The 18297-nt window shown below is 45.8% G+C and carries 12 protein-coding genes and 1 pseudogene; 7 read left to right on the top strand and 6 right to left on the bottom strand.

What is annotated here, in order from left to right; genetic code table 11:
- Nucleotides 1-373: 373 nt before the first annotated feature.
- The 5 genes and pseudogenes from urtA (at nt 374) to urtE (ending at nt 6399) form a co-directional block, all read left to right on the top strand.
- Nucleotides 374-1627, top strand: a complete 1254-nt coding sequence (urtA, locus tag ACAM37_RS10025) for an urea ABC transporter substrate-binding protein (RefSeq protein WP_369626863.1) — start codon at nt 374-376, stop codon at nt 1625-1627.
- Between the two features lie 356 nt (nt 1628-1983).
- Complete coding sequence (gene urtB / locus ACAM37_RS10020) at nt 1984-3576, top strand: urea ABC transporter permease subunit UrtB (protein ID WP_369626862.1); 1593 nt, start codon at nt 1984-1986, stop codon at nt 3574-3576.
- Nucleotides 3577-3594: 18 nt separating this feature from the next.
- Nucleotides 3595-4641: pseudogene (gene urtC / locus ACAM37_RS10015) on the top strand (urea ABC transporter permease subunit UrtC); the annotation flags it as partial.
- Between the two features lie 231 nt (nt 4642-4872).
- Nucleotides 4873-5691, top strand: a complete 819-nt coding sequence (gene urtD, locus ACAM37_RS10010; RefSeq protein WP_076774723.1) for an urea ABC transporter ATP-binding protein UrtD — start codon at nt 4873-4875, stop codon at nt 5689-5691.
- A gap of 9 nt (nt 5692-5700) precedes the next feature.
- Complete coding sequence (gene urtE, locus ACAM37_RS10005; RefSeq protein ID WP_369626138.1) at nt 5701-6399, top strand: urea ABC transporter ATP-binding subunit UrtE; 699 nt, start codon at nt 5701-5703, stop codon at nt 6397-6399.
- 116 nt (nt 6400-6515) lie between these two features.
- Here urtE and fumC read toward each other — a convergent pair whose 3' ends face one another.
- From fumC to ACAM37_RS09980, 5 genes are all read right to left on the bottom strand, one after another.
- Nucleotides 6516-7931 (bottom strand): class II fumarate hydratase, encoded by a 1416-nt coding sequence (gene fumC / locus ACAM37_RS10000; protein ID WP_007116003.1) that lies wholly within the window; start codon nt 7929-7931, stop codon nt 6516-6518.
- Between the two features lie 251 nt (nt 7932-8182).
- Nucleotides 8183-8839, bottom strand: coding sequence for a trimeric intracellular cation channel family protein (locus ACAM37_RS09995; protein WP_060995987.1), 657 nt, complete (start codon nt 8837-8839; stop codon nt 8183-8185).
- 303 nt (nt 8840-9142) lie between these two features.
- The gene (locus tag ACAM37_RS09990; RefSeq protein ID WP_128681594.1) at nt 9143-9880 is read right to left on the bottom strand and encodes a proteasome-type protease; all 738 of its coding nucleotides are present in this window, start codon (nt 9878-9880) and stop codon (nt 9143-9145) included.
- A 45-nt stretch (nt 9881-9925) separates the two neighbouring features.
- Nucleotides 9926-10777, bottom strand: coding sequence for a transglutaminase family protein (locus ACAM37_RS09985; protein WP_369626137.1), 852 nt, complete (start codon nt 10775-10777; stop codon nt 9926-9928).
- 60 nt (nt 10778-10837) lie between these two features.
- Nucleotides 10838-12988 carry a circularly permuted type 2 ATP-grasp protein gene (locus ACAM37_RS09980; protein ID WP_369626136.1) on the bottom strand — a complete coding sequence of 717 codons (2151 nt, stop codon included), beginning with the start codon at nt 12986-12988 and terminating at the stop codon, nt 10838-10840.
- A 419-nt stretch (nt 12989-13407) separates the two neighbouring features.
- On the opposite strand from ACAM37_RS09980, the gene ACAM37_RS09975 reads away from it, so the two are divergent.
- Nucleotides 13408-13656, top strand: coding sequence for a class III extradiol ring-cleavage dioxygenase family protein (locus tag ACAM37_RS09975; protein ID WP_248147575.1), 249 nt, complete (start codon nt 13408-13410; stop codon nt 13654-13656).
- A gap of 117 nt (nt 13657-13773) precedes the next feature.
- On the opposite strand, the gene ACAM37_RS09970 is transcribed toward ACAM37_RS09975, so the two are convergent.
- Nucleotides 13774-15684 (bottom strand): bifunctional metallophosphatase/5'-nucleotidase, encoded by a 1911-nt coding sequence (locus ACAM37_RS09970; protein ID WP_076774731.1) that lies wholly within the window; start codon nt 15682-15684, stop codon nt 13774-13776.
- A 331-nt stretch (nt 15685-16015) separates the two neighbouring features.
- Between ACAM37_RS09970 and ACAM37_RS09965 the strand changes: the two genes are divergently transcribed.
- Nucleotides 16016-18094, top strand: coding sequence for a bifunctional 2',3'-cyclic-nucleotide 2'-phosphodiesterase/3'-nucleotidase (locus tag ACAM37_RS09965; protein WP_083710750.1), 2079 nt, complete (start codon nt 16016-16018; stop codon nt 18092-18094).
- The last annotated feature ends 203 nt before the right edge of the window (nt 18095-18297 follow it).

The following is an 18297-nucleotide window of genomic DNA, read 5'->3' as shown; positions in this document are numbered from 1 at the left end:
TGGTGAAATCGCTAAGGCTGCCAAAGTTTACCCATTTTTTACCAAGGAGCAGCATTTAGCCAATGGGTGATTGTTTAAAATAAATGTTTTTAACTATACCAATTCAACCTTTTGATTTAATTGATAAAATTTTCAAAAATAGCTTTTAACATACAGATTGGCACACTAATTGAATTGTCACTATAGTCAGTTAAGACAACCCGCGACCGATAGCCAAAGCCTATCCGTTACGCCCTACCTTAAAACGGCAATCCATCTATTTTAGGAGTGACACATGTTAGACAAAAAAACCACCGAGCTAACCACGACTGAGCGTCAATTAAGCCGTCGTGCATTTGGCAGATCCTTGGTTGCCCTAGCGGTAACGGGCAGTATGATGTTGACAGGTTGTTCAAAACCGCAATCATCAAGTGACGCCAAACCAGCCAGTGGCACGTCAACCACTGCTGCCACCGGTAGTGCACCTGCCCCTAGCAATGGGGATACCATCAAAGTGGGTATCTTGCATTCACTCTCAGGTACCATGGCAATCTCTGAAACATCGCTCAAAAACACCGCATTGATGGCGATTGACGAAATCAATGCCAAAGGTGGGGTGATGGGCAAAAAACTTGAGCCTGTGGTTGTTGACCCTGCCTCAGACTGGCCATTGTTCGCCGAAAAAGCGCGCCAGCTGCTGACACAAGACAAAGTCGCGGTTATCTTTGGTTGCTGGACATCGGTTTCTCGTAAGTCTGTGTTGCCTGTGGTTGAAGAATTAAACGGCTTATTATTCTACCCTGTGCAGTACGAAGGACAAGAGCAGTCCAAAAACATCTTTTATACTGGCGCCGCGCCCAACCAACAAGCCATTCCTGCGGTTGAGTACTTGATGTCACCAGAAGGCGGCGGTGCCAAACGCTTCGTGCTATTGGGTACTGACTATGTGTATCCCCGTACCACCAATAAGATTTTATGGGCGTTCTTAAAGTCTAAAGGCGTGGCAGATAGCGACATCATGGAAGAATATACCCCATTTGGCTTTAACAACTACCAAACCATCGTGGGTAATATCAAAAAATTCTCAGCGGGTAAAAAGACCGCCGTTATCTCCACCATCAATGGTGACTCAAACGTCCCCTTCTACCGTGAGCTTGGTAACCAAGGCATCAAAGCGGCGGATATTCCTGTGATGGCATTCTCTGTGAGTGAAGAAGAACTTCGTGGTATCGACACCACGCCATTAGTCGGACACTTGGCAGCATGGAACTACTTTCAATCGGTCAAAAACCCTGTAAACATCAAGTTTGTGAATGCTTATAAAAAATACGCCATTGACCACAAATTGCCAAATGCCGATAAAGTAGTGACCAATGACCCCATGGAAGCCACCTATGTGGGTATCAATATGTGGAAACAAGCGGTTGAAAAAGCGGGCTCCACCGACGTGGATAAAGTCCGTGCCGCTATGGCAGGTCAAAGCTTTGCCGCGCCATCGGGCTACACGCTAACCATGGATGCCGAAAATCACCACTTACACAAACCTGTGATGATCGGGCAAATCCGTGCCGATGGTCAGTTTGATGTGGTTTACAAAACCAAAGATGCCATTAAAGCGGAACCTTGGAGTCCTTATATCCCAAAATAAGTATCCCAAAGTAAGTATGACTAAATAAGCCTTTCAAATAAGCTTGAATGAAGTTAACAATCGATGTTGTGACAGCCATACCGCTTATCAATACCCCAGCTGGTATGGCTTATTTTTTTGCCAAAATTTTACGATTTCACCTTTTATTGATTTAAACATGGATCCGTCACACCACCAAACAGATGACTAATCATACAAACTAAGGAGCAACCATCATGCTCAATGGTAATCATTCTCTCGGGCAGTTTTTGCAAAAAAGTAAAAAAATTGTGCTCGGCATGTCGCTAGCGACCACGATGGGCATTGCGTTGCCAAGCGTGAGTAATGCACAGGCAACTACCGCTTCGGCAACTACGATGACCCCTACAGCAGCCACAGCAGCCCCAACTACCGCAACCACAAACAACTTAACCACAAGCACTATAGCCAGCGCAGGCGATGATATTCAAAAATTCGTAGCCGCCGATTTTGCGGGGCGTCAAGCCATGCTCAACAACTGGACAGGCACGAGCCAATCCTATGACAAACTGGTCGAGCTGATTAACAAAGACGAGCTGTACCGTGATGATGCCGGCAATGTCTATACCCTAGAAAACACTGACCAACTTTACCGCTATCCTGCGCATACTTTGGTAAGCAATTGGCCAAGCGACCTAAACCAAGTCACACTCAATAACGCGCTGCGTTCGGCGTTGACCTTAGGGCAAACCAAAGCCAAACTCAAATCTGACGATGCCAGCGAACGCCTTAAAGCGGTGGATATCTTAGCCGACAACATCGCCACACTCGATAAAAAAACCGTTGCCGATATTTATGCCAATGAAAAAGACAGTACGGTAAAAGCAGCATTGGCACAACTGCAAGCGCGTATGGATTTGCAATCGGGCGATGAGATGACCCAGATTGCGGCATTAAAAACCTTGGCGTCCAGTAACAGCCCCGATGTGTTAGCCGATATCGAAGCGATGGCAAAACAAACCAGCCATTCACCCGAGCTCAAACAAGCCTTACAAACAACCCAAGACAAAGTCAAATCGCGTATCAAAGCCAGTGAGTGGACGGGACACGTGTTTTCTGGCTTGAGCACCGCCAGTATTTTGTTGTTGGCGGCGTTGGGACTTGCCATTACTTACGGTCTATTGGGTGTCATTAACATGGCGCATGGTGAGCTCATTATGATTGGTGCCTATACCACCTATGTGGTGCAAAGTTTTTTTAAGAGCCATTTAGCAGGCTATGTCGATTGGTACATGCTTGCCGCGATTCCGCTGGCGTTTTTGGTGAGCGCTGTCATTGGCATGATTATTGAGCGGGTAGTGATACGTCCGCTATATGGCAGACAGCTAGAAACCTTGCTTGCCACGTTTGGGGTGAGTTTGATTCTGATGCAGTTAGTTCGCATGATTTTTGGGGCACAAAACGTCGAAGTCTCCAATATTTCATGGCTAAGCGGTGCTGTTGCTTTGACCCCAAGCTTGATGTTGCCATACAACCGTATTGCCATTATCGGTTTTACCATTATCGTATTGTTATTACTGGTGTTTTTACTCAAATACACCCGCTTTGGTCTGTTTGTACGTGCTGTGACCCAAAACCGGCAAATGGCGCGTGCGGTGGGTATTCGCTCGGCGCGTGTCGATATGATGGCATTTGGGCTTGGCTCTGGCTTGGCAGGTTTGGCAGGCTGTGCTTTGGCGCAAGTGGGCAACGTCGGTCCTGATTTGGGGCAAAACTACATCATCGATGCTTTCTTGGTAGTAGTGGTCGGCGGTGTCGGTCAAATTTGGGGGGCAGTACTGGCGGCCTTGGGTCTAGGGGTGAGTGGCACCGTGCTTGAGATTGGCATGGGTGCGGTGATTGCCAAAATTATTTTGTTGGTGCTGGTGGTGCTATTTATCCAAAAACGCCCACAAGGTCTGTTTGCCCTTAAAGGTCGCTTTGTCGAGTAATCATTGGAGAGTTAAAAAATGCGTATTTTACAATTATTTGCAGATAAACCAGTGAGTCGCTTGGCAATTATGGGCTGTTTTGCGGTGTTGATGGTATTGCCTTGGTTGCACCTGCTGCCTGCCGATTCGGCGCTGCATTTATCCGCTTATTGGGTCACTTTGATTGGCAAAATCATGTGTTTGGCGATGGTTGCTTTGGCACTGGACTTGGTATGGGGCTATGCGGGGATTTTGAGCCTTGGGCATGGCTTGTACTTTGCCCTTGGCGGGTATGCGATGGGTATGTATCTGATGCGCCAAGCATCAGGCAACAGCTTGCCGGAGTTTATGCGGTTTTTGAGCTGGGATAACATGCCTTGGTTTTGGGCAGGCACAGACAACTTTGCTTGGGCGGCGATATTGGTGGTGCTGGTGCCGGCATTGGTGGCTTTTATATTTGGGTTTTTTGCCTTTCGCTCAAAAATCAAAGACGTGTATTTCTCGATTATCACCCAAGCCATGGTGTTTGCCGCATCACTCCTATTTTTCCGTAACGAAACTGGGTTTGGCGGTAACAACGGTTTTACCGGGTTTAAAACTATCTTGGGCATGGACATCGCTGCTCCCATGACGCGCACCTTGCTCTGTTTTGCCACAGCATTGGTGCTGATGCTTGCCTACCTGGGCTTGCGTTATTTGATGCACAAGCCGTATGGTCGCGTACTGGGCGCCGTGCGTGATAGCGAAAACCGTTTGCAATACCTTGGCTACCGTACCCTATGGTACAAACTATCTGCGTGGGTGTTATCGGCGATTATCGCAGGGATTGCTGGCGCGTTGTATGTGCCACAAGTGGGCATTATCAATCCCAGTGAGATGAACCCTGTCAACTCGATTGAAATGGCGGTCTGGGTCGCTACAGGTGGACGCGGCACGCTGATTGGGGCGATATTGGGCGCAGGTGTGGTCAATGCGGTGAAAACTTACTTTACCGTGGCATATCCCGAAGCTTGGCTATTGATTTTGGGCGGGTTGTTTGTGGTCGTCACCTTGTTTTTACCCAAAGGCATTATTGGTCTATTGGACAACATCACGCATGGCAAAAAAACGGTCGAGCCAAGCGTAAAAAATATGGAAACAGCCATGCAAACAAACATTGAAACAAACGCAGAAGCAAAAAAAGAATCTTAGGCGGCAGGGGCTTCAGGGTCGGCAGCGGCGTCAGGCTGACCGCCTGCAACCCAGTAGTTAGTTTGATTATACCCGATGACTAATAGCCCATAAACACCCCATTAATAACACATCAAAGAGTCTGTTATGAATACAAACGATAATAATATCAATGACTTTGCTGAGAGCAACTACGGACGGCTAAAGTCACCAGAAGCGGATTTTAGCAAAGGCATTGCCCTATATATGGAAGATGTCAGCGTGTGGTTTGATAAATTCCGCGCCTTAAACAACTTATCCTTGTACATCAAAGAAGGCGAGCTGCGTTGTATCATCGGACCTAACGGTGCGGGTAAAACCACGCTGATGGACGTGATTACCGGTAAAACTCGCCCTACTGAAGGGTCAGTGTATTTTGGACAAACCCACAATCTTGCCAGCATGACCACCGAGCAAATTGCCGAAGCTGGCATTGGGCGAAAATTTCAAAAACCCACGGTGTTTGAAAATTTTACCGTCATGGAGAACTTACTGCTTGCCGCACCCAAAGACAAGCGGGTCAAAAAAAGCCTGTTTAGCAAGCTTGACCCAGATGCGCAAAATGCCCTTGATCAGACTTTAGCGACGATTCGCTTGGGTGAGTTTGTTAATAAACCTGCAGGATTGTTGTCGCATGGGCAAAAACAATGGCTGGAGATTGGGATGCTATTGATGCAGCGTCCCAAGCTGATTTTGCTCGATGAGCCAGTGGCAGGCATGACCGATGCCGAAACCGAACGCACTGCCGAGCTATGTTTGGAGCTCAAAAAAGACCATACCTTGGTGGTGGTTGAGCATGACATGAGCTTTATTGACACCATCAGCGAGCAAGTGACGGTATTGGCGCAAGGGGCGATTTTGGCAGAAGGGACGCTTGCTGAAGTACAAGCCAACGACGATGTCATCGAAAAATATCTAGGGCGATAGGGGATAGCGATGTTAGAAGTAAACACAATCAATCAATATTATGGCGGTAGTCATATTCTGCGCGATGTCAGTTTGACCGCGCCTGTGGGTGAGTGTTCTGTGGTACTCGGTCGCAATGGCGTGGGTAAAACCACACTGTTAAAGTGCCTGATGGGGGTTTTACCGATTAAATCGGGTCAAATTTTGCTGGAGGGCAAAGACATCAGCAAATTATCGCCCGAAAACCGCGTGCGCGCAGGCATGGCATATGTGCCACAAGGGCGAGATATTTTCTCAACCTTAACCGTAGAAGAAAATATCTTGATTGGCATGGCAAAGTTTAAAGGCAGCAAAGCCAAGAAAGTCCCGAGCCATTTGTACGAGATTTTTCCTGTGCTCGATGAGATGAGCCAGCGCCGGGGCGGTGACTTGTCAGGCGGTCAGCAACAACAATTAGCGATAGCCAGGGCGCTCGCTTCTGAGCCACGGGTGCTGATTTTGGACGAGCCGACAGAAGGGATTCAGCCATCGATTATTAAAGATATCGGGCGGGTGATTCGTCGCTTGGCTGACCAAGGCGATATGGCGATTATTTTGGTCGAGCAGTTTTATGACTTTGCTGAAGAACTTGCCGATAACTATACGGTTATGGCACGGGGGCAAGTCATTGCCCAAGGCATGGGTGGTGATATGCCAGAAAAAGGCATCAGAGAGCTAGTGGCGATTTAGTAAATAGCCAACGATGCGAGCGTTAGCTTTTAGCCAGAAGGTTGTCATCTGGCTAAAAATTTGCTGATAAAAATTGATTTATCAAACAATGGGATTATGCCCCATCAACGCTTATATCACTTTGGACTAGTCATGGCTTCAGGTTTGACCCATTCATCAAATTGGGCGTCAGTCAATAAACCCAGTTCAACGGCAACTTGTTTTAAGGTTTTATTTTCTTTATAAGCAGTCTTGGCAATTTTTGCTGCATTTTCATAGCCGACATGGCGATTGAGTGCGGTGACTAACATCAATGAGTTGTGTAGGAAATAATCAATTTTTTCTGTCACAGGCTCGATGCCTACCGCGCAATGGTCATTGAAGCTGTCACAAGTATCGGCAAGTAAGCGAATCGATTGTAGTAGGTTGTAGCCGATGACTGGCATAAACACATTGAGTTCAAAATTACCCGAAGCCCCCGCCATATTGATGGTGACATCGTTACCCATCACTTGCGCGACGACCATCGTCATGGCTTCAGACTGGGTCGGATTGACTTTACCTGGCATGATGGATGAGCCTGGCTCATTTTCAGGGATTTTAAGCTCACCAATCCCACATCTAGGACCTGAAGCCAGCCAGCGCACATCATTGGCAATTTTATTAAGGCTCGCTGCCAAAGTTTTTAGGGCACCTGAGGCAAAAACCTCAGCGTCTCTGGCCGCTAACGCTTCAAATTTATTGGGCGCCGTGACAAACGGCACATCGGTCAACGCAGCTAAGGTTTGCGCGACCTGCTCGGCATAATCGGGGTGAGCGTTTAATCCTGTACCGACTGCAGTACCGCCTAAAGGCAGTTCATACAGACCTTGTAGCGCGGCATCCAGACGAATGAGCGCATGATCTAACTGACTGACATAGCCGCTAAACTCTTGTCCTAGCGTCAAAGGGGTGGCATCTTGCAGATGGGTGCGTCCGATTTTTACAATGCCAGCAAACTGCTCAGATTTGCTTGCTAAGGTGTCCCGCAGTTTTTGCACCGCGGGGATAAGCAGATAGACAATCTGACGCGCCGCCGCTACCCGAATCGCGGTGGGAAAGCTGTCATTGGTAGACTGAGCATGATTGACATCGTCATTGGGATGAATCGGCTGATAACGACCTTTGCTTTGACCGGCAAGTTCATTGGCGCGGTTGGCAAGCACTTCATTCATGTTCATGTTTGACTGGGTGCCAGAGCCTGTCTGCCAAACCACCAAAGGAAATTGGTCACGCAGTGCCCCGTTGATGATTTCATCGGCGGCCTGCACGATAAGGTCACGTTTATCATCACTGATACGCCCTAATTTGGCATTGGTGATGGCGGCGGCTTTTTTGACCAGTGCCATGGCTTCAATCAGCGGCTGTGGCAAGGTTTCGCCACCGATTTTAAAGTTATTGCGGCTACGCTCGGTTTGCGCGCCCCAGTAGGCATCTATAGGGACGTTGACGGCGCCCATAGTGTCTTTTTCGCTGCGAAATTGCTGGGTATCGGTTTGGTTGTCGGTTGTCATTATTGTTCTCTTTTTTAGTGAATTTTTTGATTCTGTCATTATCAAAGCGGCTGGTTATCGCCACTTATGCACCAAAGCACATATGCACCAAGGCACAGGGTAAAGTTTAACAGAGTTATCGATCATAAAAGTTTGACAATATGTGTCGTTTGTTATCTTTGTTAAAGTAAGCGGTAAAATGACGGCTGATACCGAAAGATAGCAAGCCAAATCTGATAACTACCAAAAGTGATGGCTACCCAATCTGTTGGCTAAGAGGCGCTTTTTTTCCAACCGGGTAAACGATAATTAAACGCCAGCGCGGCAATACGCAGCCCTGTGGTAGTGACGGTACTGATAAACATAATCACCCAAGCGGCAAGCGAGCTGTACACCGCCAAAATCGCATACACCCAGCCGCCAACCAACGCACACATGGCATACGGACGATGGTCAAAAAACGCGGTGGGCATCTCACCACAGGCAATATCACGCATCACTCCGCCAAATACCCCAGTGATAATCCCCATAATGACTGATACCGCCATCGGCATACCGCTTGCCAGTGAGGCTTGTACCCCAGAGGCGACGAACAAGCCCAACCCTAACGCATCTGCCAATTGAATCGCTGCAGGTGTGATACGAAACGGGCGGCGGCTATTGACTAGCATTACCACAATACAAAGCGCAAACACCAGCCATAACATCAGCTCTTGGGACACCCAAAAAAACGGCCGCCGCTCTAGCAAAATATCACGCAGCGTACCACCCCCATACGCCGATAAAAATCCCAGCACCGCTACCCCAAACATATCCATACGTTTGCGCACGCCTGCCAAGATACCTGACAAGGCAAAAGCAATGGTGCCAATGACTTCTACGGCGATTCTGAGTGATTCACCCCAAGGTGCCAAATCAGTTAGCTGCATAGCATAAAAACCAAACAATTATAAAAAATCACATCATACCATACCCACCAAAATAACCGCCTAGCAAAAACCCAAGGTATTTGCATTATCTATGGCAAGGCAATTGAACTATAGTAAAGCAATTGCCTAGGACTGGTCGATATAGACAGTAGCGCATTATGTTTCAAGCGCGGTATATGCCAAAAATGGTATAACCAAAAGCGCGGTATAACCAAAAGCACGATATAAATGGACAGGGGATGACACAGTGAAGAACCTGCTAGATGGTTTGACGTGGGTTGATTTTTAACTGTATGACAGTTGCTATTGCCAATAGCTCACCGGTGAGTCTTCAAGTTCATTTAGAATTTTTCTTAGCCCATCTGACCAATGTTGGCGGATGCTAGCAAAGTATTCATCGTTTTCATCAATGCGATACCCTTGTGGCATCTGTAGGCTGTCATTGTGATAGACCAACACATCAATGGGCATACCGACGGATAAGTTAGAGCGGATGGTTGAATCAAAAGAAATCAAAATGGCTCGCATCGCTGATTTGAGTGATGCGTCATAATTCATGGAGCGGTCTAAAATAGGTTTGCCGTATTTACTTTCCCCTAACTGGAAAAAAGGCGTATCGGTTGTTGCTCTGATGCAGTTGCCTTCAGGGTAGATAAAATAAATTTCCGGGGATTGTCCTTTGATTTGTCCACCCAAAATAAAACTGCTTCTAAACTTGGTATCCGTTTCTTGTGCGATGGTTTGGGCATGGATGGTAGTTTCTCGCAGGCACTCACCCACCAATTGCGCGGCATCATACAGGGTAGGGACGGTATGCAGATTACGCTCTTGCGCAAGTTTGATGGCATTATCTAATTTGGTAAATACCGCTTGTGACGTAGCCAAGTTCCCCGCGGTTTGTAGCACCAAAAACCGCTCGCCTTCAATGCCGTATTGATACATTTTGCGAAACATCGATATTTGGTCGACGCCCGCGTTGGTGCGAGTATCACTGGCGAAAATCATCCCGTCTTTGAGTCGGATACCCACACAATAGGTCATGGTTGTTCCTTTTTTAGCAAATACTGGTGAATCAATAGTGGCAAATTACTGCTGCGCTGCAAACTGCGCGTTAAGCTGCGGTATGTACTGGGGGCTTGTAGATACCATGACTTGACTATAAAGTCGCTCGTCACCGCCCCCTGTTCTCACCCCGCGCACTGGCGCCGCATCGGCATAGTCACGCCCAAAGGCGATATAGACATGGGAGTTGGGGGTAAAATGTTGGTTAGAGATATCAAAGGTGTACCAATTACCCGCAAGCCAGACCTCTGCCCAGGCATGGCTTGCCATATGCGCTTGGGTTGCTTCATAAATATAACCCGATACATAGCGCGCTGCAATGCCTTTATCCCGTAGCAGTGCCAAAAATACATGGGTATGGTCTTGGCACACCCCAGCCGCCATCGCAAACGCTTGCTCTGCTGTGGTGCCGACATGGGTCACGCTTTTGGTATAGGGCATTTTATTGAGCAAGTCTTTTGCCAATGATTTGAGGATGGCTAACTGCGTATCGATGTCCTCACTTTGTAAAAACTGCTCAAGCGCGTCATGGGCAAATTCACGCATGGCTTCGGAGCATTGGGTCAGCTTGGTGGGTACGGCAAAAATCTGATACGGCACTTGCTGATTGTCAGGGATAAATAAGGTATCAGCGTTAATTTCTACTTCGCCAAAGGCTTGAATTTGCAAGTTGTTATGCGGTTCGTGACGGCTTAGGGTAAGCCATTGGTTGCCAAAGCCGTCCGTTTGCATTTGTGCAACTTTAGGCAGCATCACTTGCCAGTTATGGATGGTTTGGTGGGGTAGGGTCATCGGCGTCATGCGGATGTATTGCACACTGCGTAAGGCAAGTTGTTCATAAAAATAATTGGTTTGGTGGCTGATTATAAGTCTCATTGTGCTCTCACTAACTGCTTATTTTTGTCAAAATGATGGTAGTCATCTAATAGATTTGGCTTACACACCTTGCTGTAAAATATTTGAAAACGCGCCCGATAGTGACTGAAAATCTTTGGGTTGATTAGACTTTAACAGTTGATTGACCAATCGATCCAGCTCACGCCAGCGGGTGTTTTCTGGCAAGGTATTAACAACCTCTTTAAGTTTTTGCACGCACTCACGGCAATCTTTTTTCATCAATATATGACAGTCCAGCGATTCAAAACATTGTCCGAGCTGCCAAAACGTGACCACAATCGGGTTTTCTTGCTGCATCGACGCATTGCAGGCATAGAGCTGTAGGCTGGCAGCGCGGTAGGCTCCCGTATTGGCTAACCGTTTGATGAGGTTATAGAGTTCAGCCGTATCTTTGCCAATAACGCCTTTGACGTCTTGGACATTTTGCTCGATAAAGCCAATGGTTTCAGGCACCTTTTTGTTGGCAAGATAGTCATATAGGGCATCGGCATCGGCTGAAATCGGCAAGCCAAGATTGTGCACGATGGCATCGACGTCTGTTTGGCTGCACTGGTCATTTGACAGGCGTGTAATGATTTGTGCATAGTAGCGTAAGCGCTCACTGTATCGACCTAGCCACACTAAGTAGCTCGCTGTTGATAACAGCAAAATTAAGCGATTATGGTTGATATTTTCATACGCCAATAAAGTCGATGATTGCGATTTTCGTTCATGGTTGGTTTGAATAGTACCTAAATGAGCGGTGCCTTGTTTGCCGCTGAGTTTGCCATTGACGGTATCAACCACCCAAGTGTCTTTTACCCCACCGCCTTGGGATGAATTGACCACCAATGAGCCTTCGGTCATTGCCACCCGTGTCAATCCGCCTGGTACAATATCCACTGTACCATCACCATGTGACAACACAAAAGGGCGCAAATCAATATGGCGCGGTGCGATGCCACTGGCAACCGCGGTTGGGTTGGTGGACAAGCTAATGGTCGGCTGGGCGATAAATCCTGCTGGATTGTCTAGTAAGCGTTTGCGGTAAGCGGCAATTTGCTCTTTACTTGACGTCGGTCCTATTAGCATCCCATATCCCCCCGAGCCCTGCGTTTCTTTAATCACCAACTCTGGCATATGGTCGAGCACATATGCCAACTCATCGGCATCACTGCATTGATAAGTTTGCACATTGGGTAAAATCGGTTTTTCACCCAAATAATACTCAATCATCTTGGGTACAAACGGATACAGGCTTTTATCGTCAGCAATGCCTGTGCCTGGGGCATTAGTTATCACCACATTGCCTGCGCGATACGCACTCATCAGCCCTGACACCCCCAAGATTGAATCGGGTAAAAACGCCAATGGATCCAAAAATGGGTCGTCAATACGGCGATAAATCACATCCACTTGTACCTTGCCACGCACCCCTTGGATGTAGACATGGTTGTTTTCTACAATCAAATCATAGCCATGCACCAAGGGCACATTCATCTCACGCGCCAAAAACGCATGTTCGTAGTACGCACTGTTAAAACGTCCCGGGGTGAGTACCACGATTTGTGGGTCGTATTTGTTGGTGGTGCTCGATAGACACGCCTTTAACCGTTTTGGATAGTCCGCCACCGGCAACACTGACTGAGATTGGTAGAGTTTGCTTAGTAGGGTTTGCGACACGTTGCGGCTCTCGAGCATATAAGAGACGCCAGAAGGGGTGCGCAAGTTGTCCTCGAGCACACAATATTGTCCGTGCTGGTCGCGAATCAAATCAATGCCGCTAATATGGGCATAGACGGGTTTATCCAAGTTAATACCCAGCATCCACGGCTCGTAGCCACTGTTTTTAAACACAAACTCGCTTGGCACAATGCCTTCTTTGACAATCGTCTGTTCGTGATAAATATCATGGATAAATTGATTGAGCGCGCGAATACGTTGTTGGCAGCCTTTTTCCATCACTTGCCATTCTTGAATGTCAATGATGCGCGGGATGATATCAAAGGGTATCATGCGCTCAATGTTGCTGGCATCGCTATACACAGTGAAGGTCACGCCGCGGCGATAAAAAATATCCGATGCTTGGTTATTCAAACTAATTAACGTGTCTGAATTCATCTCTTGAAGCCAAGCACCCACCTGTTGTGCCGAATGTCTATATTGCCCATCGGCGAGTTGCAGTTCATCAAATGCTTTGGCAATTGGCATTATTGGCTCCTTATGTATGACAAAAGATGGAATAGTTTTTGCCTCACGATGGCAGACATTTTCTTGACAGATTATTCTATAAATAACTTATTAAATAATTCATCAAGTTTCATGCCAAAAAAAACAAAGCAAAAGGCATAAATAGTTGAAAAATAGATTAAAAATCGCTCAATTTTGCACCAAAATTAATCGGATTATTGAAGTTGGTGCAGTGTAAAACAAAAAATCTATGCCATAGGCGCATAACAATCATGACATGAACCAAATTGATGCAAAAGAAATATTTTGGTGAAAAATTAAACCAATATTTTTCTACTAAATTGTTGTTATATTAAAATTATTTTTATTAAAAATTATTGCAATATATCATCAGATAATGCGCATACTAGTGGCAATAGTCAATACCCAACTTGTACAATGTGCGTTTTAACAGCCAACAGATTGAGCCGCAAGCCAAAAGCTTTAAATCCTGGATAATAGATCAGCTAAAAGCCAATGACAAAACGATGTTTGATTGGCAGGCGCATAGCTTGGCGCGCCAAAATCACCCAACGCCCGAGCATTTATTGCCCGTATTTTTTGCCCGAGGGGCAGGGGATGTGATGTCGGTGGTGCATGAAAGCTTTGCTCACTACAATCTGGGTATGGATATTTATCGGTTTGATTAGTGGATAAAAAAAGGCAAATTAACCGCAGTAAATTTGCCTTGTTATTTTTATCCCTCTCTTGAGGGAGGAAATCAACGTTACCATCAATCAATGAATTAATGCATACGATTTCAAATATTATGGCAGTAAGGTCACACCTGCTTTGGTAACCACGGATTTATGAGAGTAGTCTGCGCGGTTTGGTAGGGTTAATGTGCCTGTTTTTTTGATGTAATCAACCAAAGATTGGGTATAAAGTAGCTTAGTGTCTTCGACACGGTTTGCGTCGGCAAAGATAGGCGCAAGCGTCAAATAACCATCTTTACCGCTAGCGATATAATCATTGGTCACCATTACATAGGTTTTGGTAGGATCAATCGGCGACCAAACACCTGTATTGCGGTCACGCACTTCAACATTGACGACACGTTGCCCATAGTCTTGATTAAGACGTAAGTCCCAACGCAAGCCATCGGCATAAGGGTGCGCACCTGTTGATGGTGCTTGACCGTCAATACCAAAACTCGCATTTTTAACCGCGTCTTCTAGGGCAGCGACGACTTCGCGTCCTGTGATATTCAGATTCACTAAGGTATTGCTAAATGGCAAGATGGTATAAGCGGTTTGGTTGGTCACATCGCCTTTCATCAACGCCTCACGCACACCACCTGCGTTTTGTAATGAAAAATCAGCCCGTAAGCTGGCATTTAAGAAAGCTTTTGCTACCAGTTGTGCTGCATCACTACCTTTGGCGTATTTGGCGCTGTATTCACAGCCGACTTTGGTGGCTGAATTACTGGTACCTGGGACACGAACCAAACAGAAGGTATCATTGGCGACGCCAATTTTTTCTGCCAATTTGGTTGACAGTTGGGTTTTATAACCATTGATGATGTTTTGTGTCGTCGGATTCGGCGTGACTGGCAACAGTACATCTTGCTTTAACAAATATGCTTTATTATTTGCTAACTGAGCGACGACTGATTGGTTAGTGGCTTCTGCCATTGCTTCATATTTACCAGTGGCGGTATTAAGCTTTTGCAGGGTATTGCTGATTGGCAAGATGGTTGAGCCTGTACAGCTTGCGACACTGCCTTTGTCATTAAAACTAATGTTCATCAAGCCGACCGCTTTGCTGTATTCCCAGGCTTGCCCAATACAGACAGTTTCACCGTTTTTGTTGGTGGTGATGGTTGGGTATTTACCTTGCGAGCCAAAATTATTGGTCGCATATGAGTTATAACTACCCAATAAGGTATGCGAATCGCCACCGATAATGACATCCACGCCGGTGAGATTCTTGGCGATTTTGATATCGTTGTCATAGCCAAGATGACTCAATAACACAATATGTTCAATACCTTGATTTTTCAGCTCATCAATATATTTTTGGGCGGTTGCTTGTTCTTCTAGGATTTGGGTGGTGCTCAGTGGACGAGAAGAATTTTGGGTTTTACCTTTGATATTAACGCCAATAATCCCGATTTTAACGCCTTCTTTCGTCTGCTTGATGGTATAAGGCTTGAGGTAATCAGTCGATGTTTTTGGCGCAAGCGGTGTACCAACTTTTGCCACGACATTGGCAGCGAGTACAGGCGTCTGACAGCTGCCAGTATGTAGGCGATCGATAAAGCCTTTCAAAGTTGCATCACCATCATCAAATTCATGATTGCCCAATTCAAACGCATCAAAACAAATACTGTTCATGGCATCGGCATCGGCTGCGCCTTGATAAAAACTATAGTAGCTAGTACCCGTCAAAGCATCACCCGCATGCAGTTTTAGGAAGTTCTGGTTGACATATTGCTGTGCTAAATCTGCAAAAACTTGCGCGACTCGAGAGAAACCACCGAGTTCTGCTTGGTATGACTCGCCATTGAAATTAAAAGTTTGGCTGGTGTCTGCCTCTAAATGGGAATGATGGTCATTGATGTGAGCGATATTAATGGTAACAGGTGTATAAGTAACGTTGTCGGTTTCGCTATTACAGCCTGTAACACTCAATAACATACTCGTGGCTAATGCCGATAGTTTCAAAGATTTTTTCATGGGGAAGCCTAATTGAGTTAAAAAGAAAATTGAGTTAAAAGGATTCGTTGCAAAAAAGAAAGAAATCTTAATAATTTTTAACATATAGTTATGACATTTTGGTGAATCGGTGTATAGATTTTTAAGGTGATGGTTCAAACTTTCAACAGGGTTTCTTAGTCGATTGGTATCGATAGTCTGCGCGCAAAATGGATAAACTTTATCATCAATTTATCGTCAAAGCGTCATATAAATGTCATTTATGTTGCCTATGCTTTTAGCGTTTTTATCGAAACGCCTTATCTGTTTTGCGGTATTTTCATATTCAAAATCACAAATTTGAGACTTCGCCATGTCTAATGCCATCCCCGCTTTTACTTTAAAAACTCTAGGTAGCCTAAAAAATCTAGGTGGTATTGCCTGTATTACGATCATCAGTATGACTATCAGTGCTTGTAACAATGACAATGACAATGACAGTTCAAGTGCTGACCCTAAATCCACGATTCAGCAAAACACCAAGCTGACAGTAGCCCTACTTGAGACCACTGACTTACACACTAATTTGCTCAGCTATGATTATTTTAAGCTAGCTGAAGACAAATCAATCGGGCTTGAGCGTACTGCCACGCTGATTAATGATGCGCGTAAAGAATATCCAAACAATGTGCTACTCGATAACGGCGATACCATTCAAGGTACAGCCTTGGCGGATTATCAAGCGCAAATCAAACGCATTAGCTGTGACCAAACGCTTGCAACATATAAAGTGCTAAATCAATTAAAAGTGGATGCCGGTACCATTGGCAACCATGAATTCAATTATGGTCTAAATTTCTTGAATCAAGTGACGGGTAGTCAGCTCAAAGTGGATGGGGTAACGACAACCACGGCTTGTAAAGGTCCTAACTTCCCATTGGTGCTTGCCAACGTATTTAGTAACAAAACTAAAGAGCCGCTATTTAAGCCCTATCAAATCATCACCAAAACCTTTACCGCAACAGCGCCGGATGGTAAAACCGTACAAGTGCCTGTCAAAGTCGGCGTGATTGGCTTTACAACCCCTGGTATTATGAATTGGGATAAACGCTACCTTGACGGCAAAGTTTATACCCAAGGCGCCAAAGAAATGGCGGAAAAATACATCCCAGAAATGCGTAAAAACGGCGCCGATATCGTGGTCCTGCTATCACATGGGGGTCTAGATATCGCGCCCTATAGCCCAACGATGGAAAATGCCAGCTACTATCTGTCACAAGTTGCCGGTGTCGATGCCATGTTTATGGGTCATAGCCACCAAGTATTCCCAGACGCTAAGAGCACAGCAGCAGCCTTTAATGCATCAGGCGTGGATAAAGTCAACGGCTTGGTCAATGGTGTACCGACTGCACAAGCGGGTTATTGGGGCAAAAACCTTGGCGTGATTAAATTGGATCTGACTTATGACGGCACCAAATGGGTCGTCAATAAAGCAGGTACCAAAGTTGAAAGCCGCAGCACCCAAAACGCCGATAAATCCTATGTAGTTGCCGATCCGACTATCGCCAGCTTGATTACCAAGGAACACGAAGCCACAATCGAATATGTCAAAACCCCGATTGGCACCTCAGATTTCAATTTGAGTACTTACTTTGCCGATGTGGGCGATGTGTCAGCGATTCAAGTGGTCAACCAAGCACAAGCCAGCTACGTGAGCGATTATGTCCAAGCCAATCTGCCACAGTACAAAGATATCCCTGTGCTATCAGTAAGCGCGCCATTTAAATCAGGTTTTGCAGGTGGCTCAGACTATACAGACGTGGCTAAAGGTCCTATCGCCATCAATAATGCGGCAGACTTATATTTGTATCCAAACACGGTGTATGCGGTCAAAGTGACAGGGAGTGATATTAAAAAATGGTTAGAAAATGCCGCACAACGCTTTAACCAAATCGACCCAACCAAAACCACGCCCCAAGCATTAGTTAGCACTTTTGCAGGTTATAATTTTGATATGTTCTCCTCGCCAGATATCAAATATCAAATTGACGTAACCAAACCCGTCAACAATCGTATTCAGAATTTGACGTACAAAGGCGCGCCCATCAATCCCACGGCTGAATTTATCATCGCAACCAACAACTATCGTGCGGAAGGCCTACCAAAATATTACAATATTAATAGTACGCTGGTTTATGCATCTCCCGATGCCAACCGCGATGTTTTAATTGGCTATATCAAACAGGCAGCGAACTTGACACGCGCCAATAACGGCAGTTTCCGTAGCTGGCAATTTGTCAAAGTACCAACGGCAGGTCAAGTGACGTTTAAATCAGCGCCCAATAAACTCGCGCTGGCTCAAGAAGCGGGCATTACTAATATCACACAAATCAGTGCCGATGATGGCAGTAATAAAGGCTTGGCCTTGTATGCCATTGATTTGTCAAAATAACCACGGTGTCTAACCACGCTGTTAGTTTAACTTATTGTCACACAGCCATTAGTATCTGCTAATGGCTTTTTTATCGGTGCTAAATGGTGAATAAATGGTTTGATAAACATAGAATTACTTACTTAAAATTTGTTTGTTTGACTGTAAAGGATTGTAGCTAGCCGTCAGCGACCCTGCTATCAATCCTCAATATCTGCTAAAAT

It is taken from the genome of Moraxella sp. K23 (assembly GCF_041154765.1).
Lineage (GTDB): Bacteria > Pseudomonadota > Gammaproteobacteria > Pseudomonadales > Moraxellaceae > Faucicola > Faucicola tetraodonis.
This window is presented reverse-complemented; position numbering and strand designations above follow the sequence as displayed.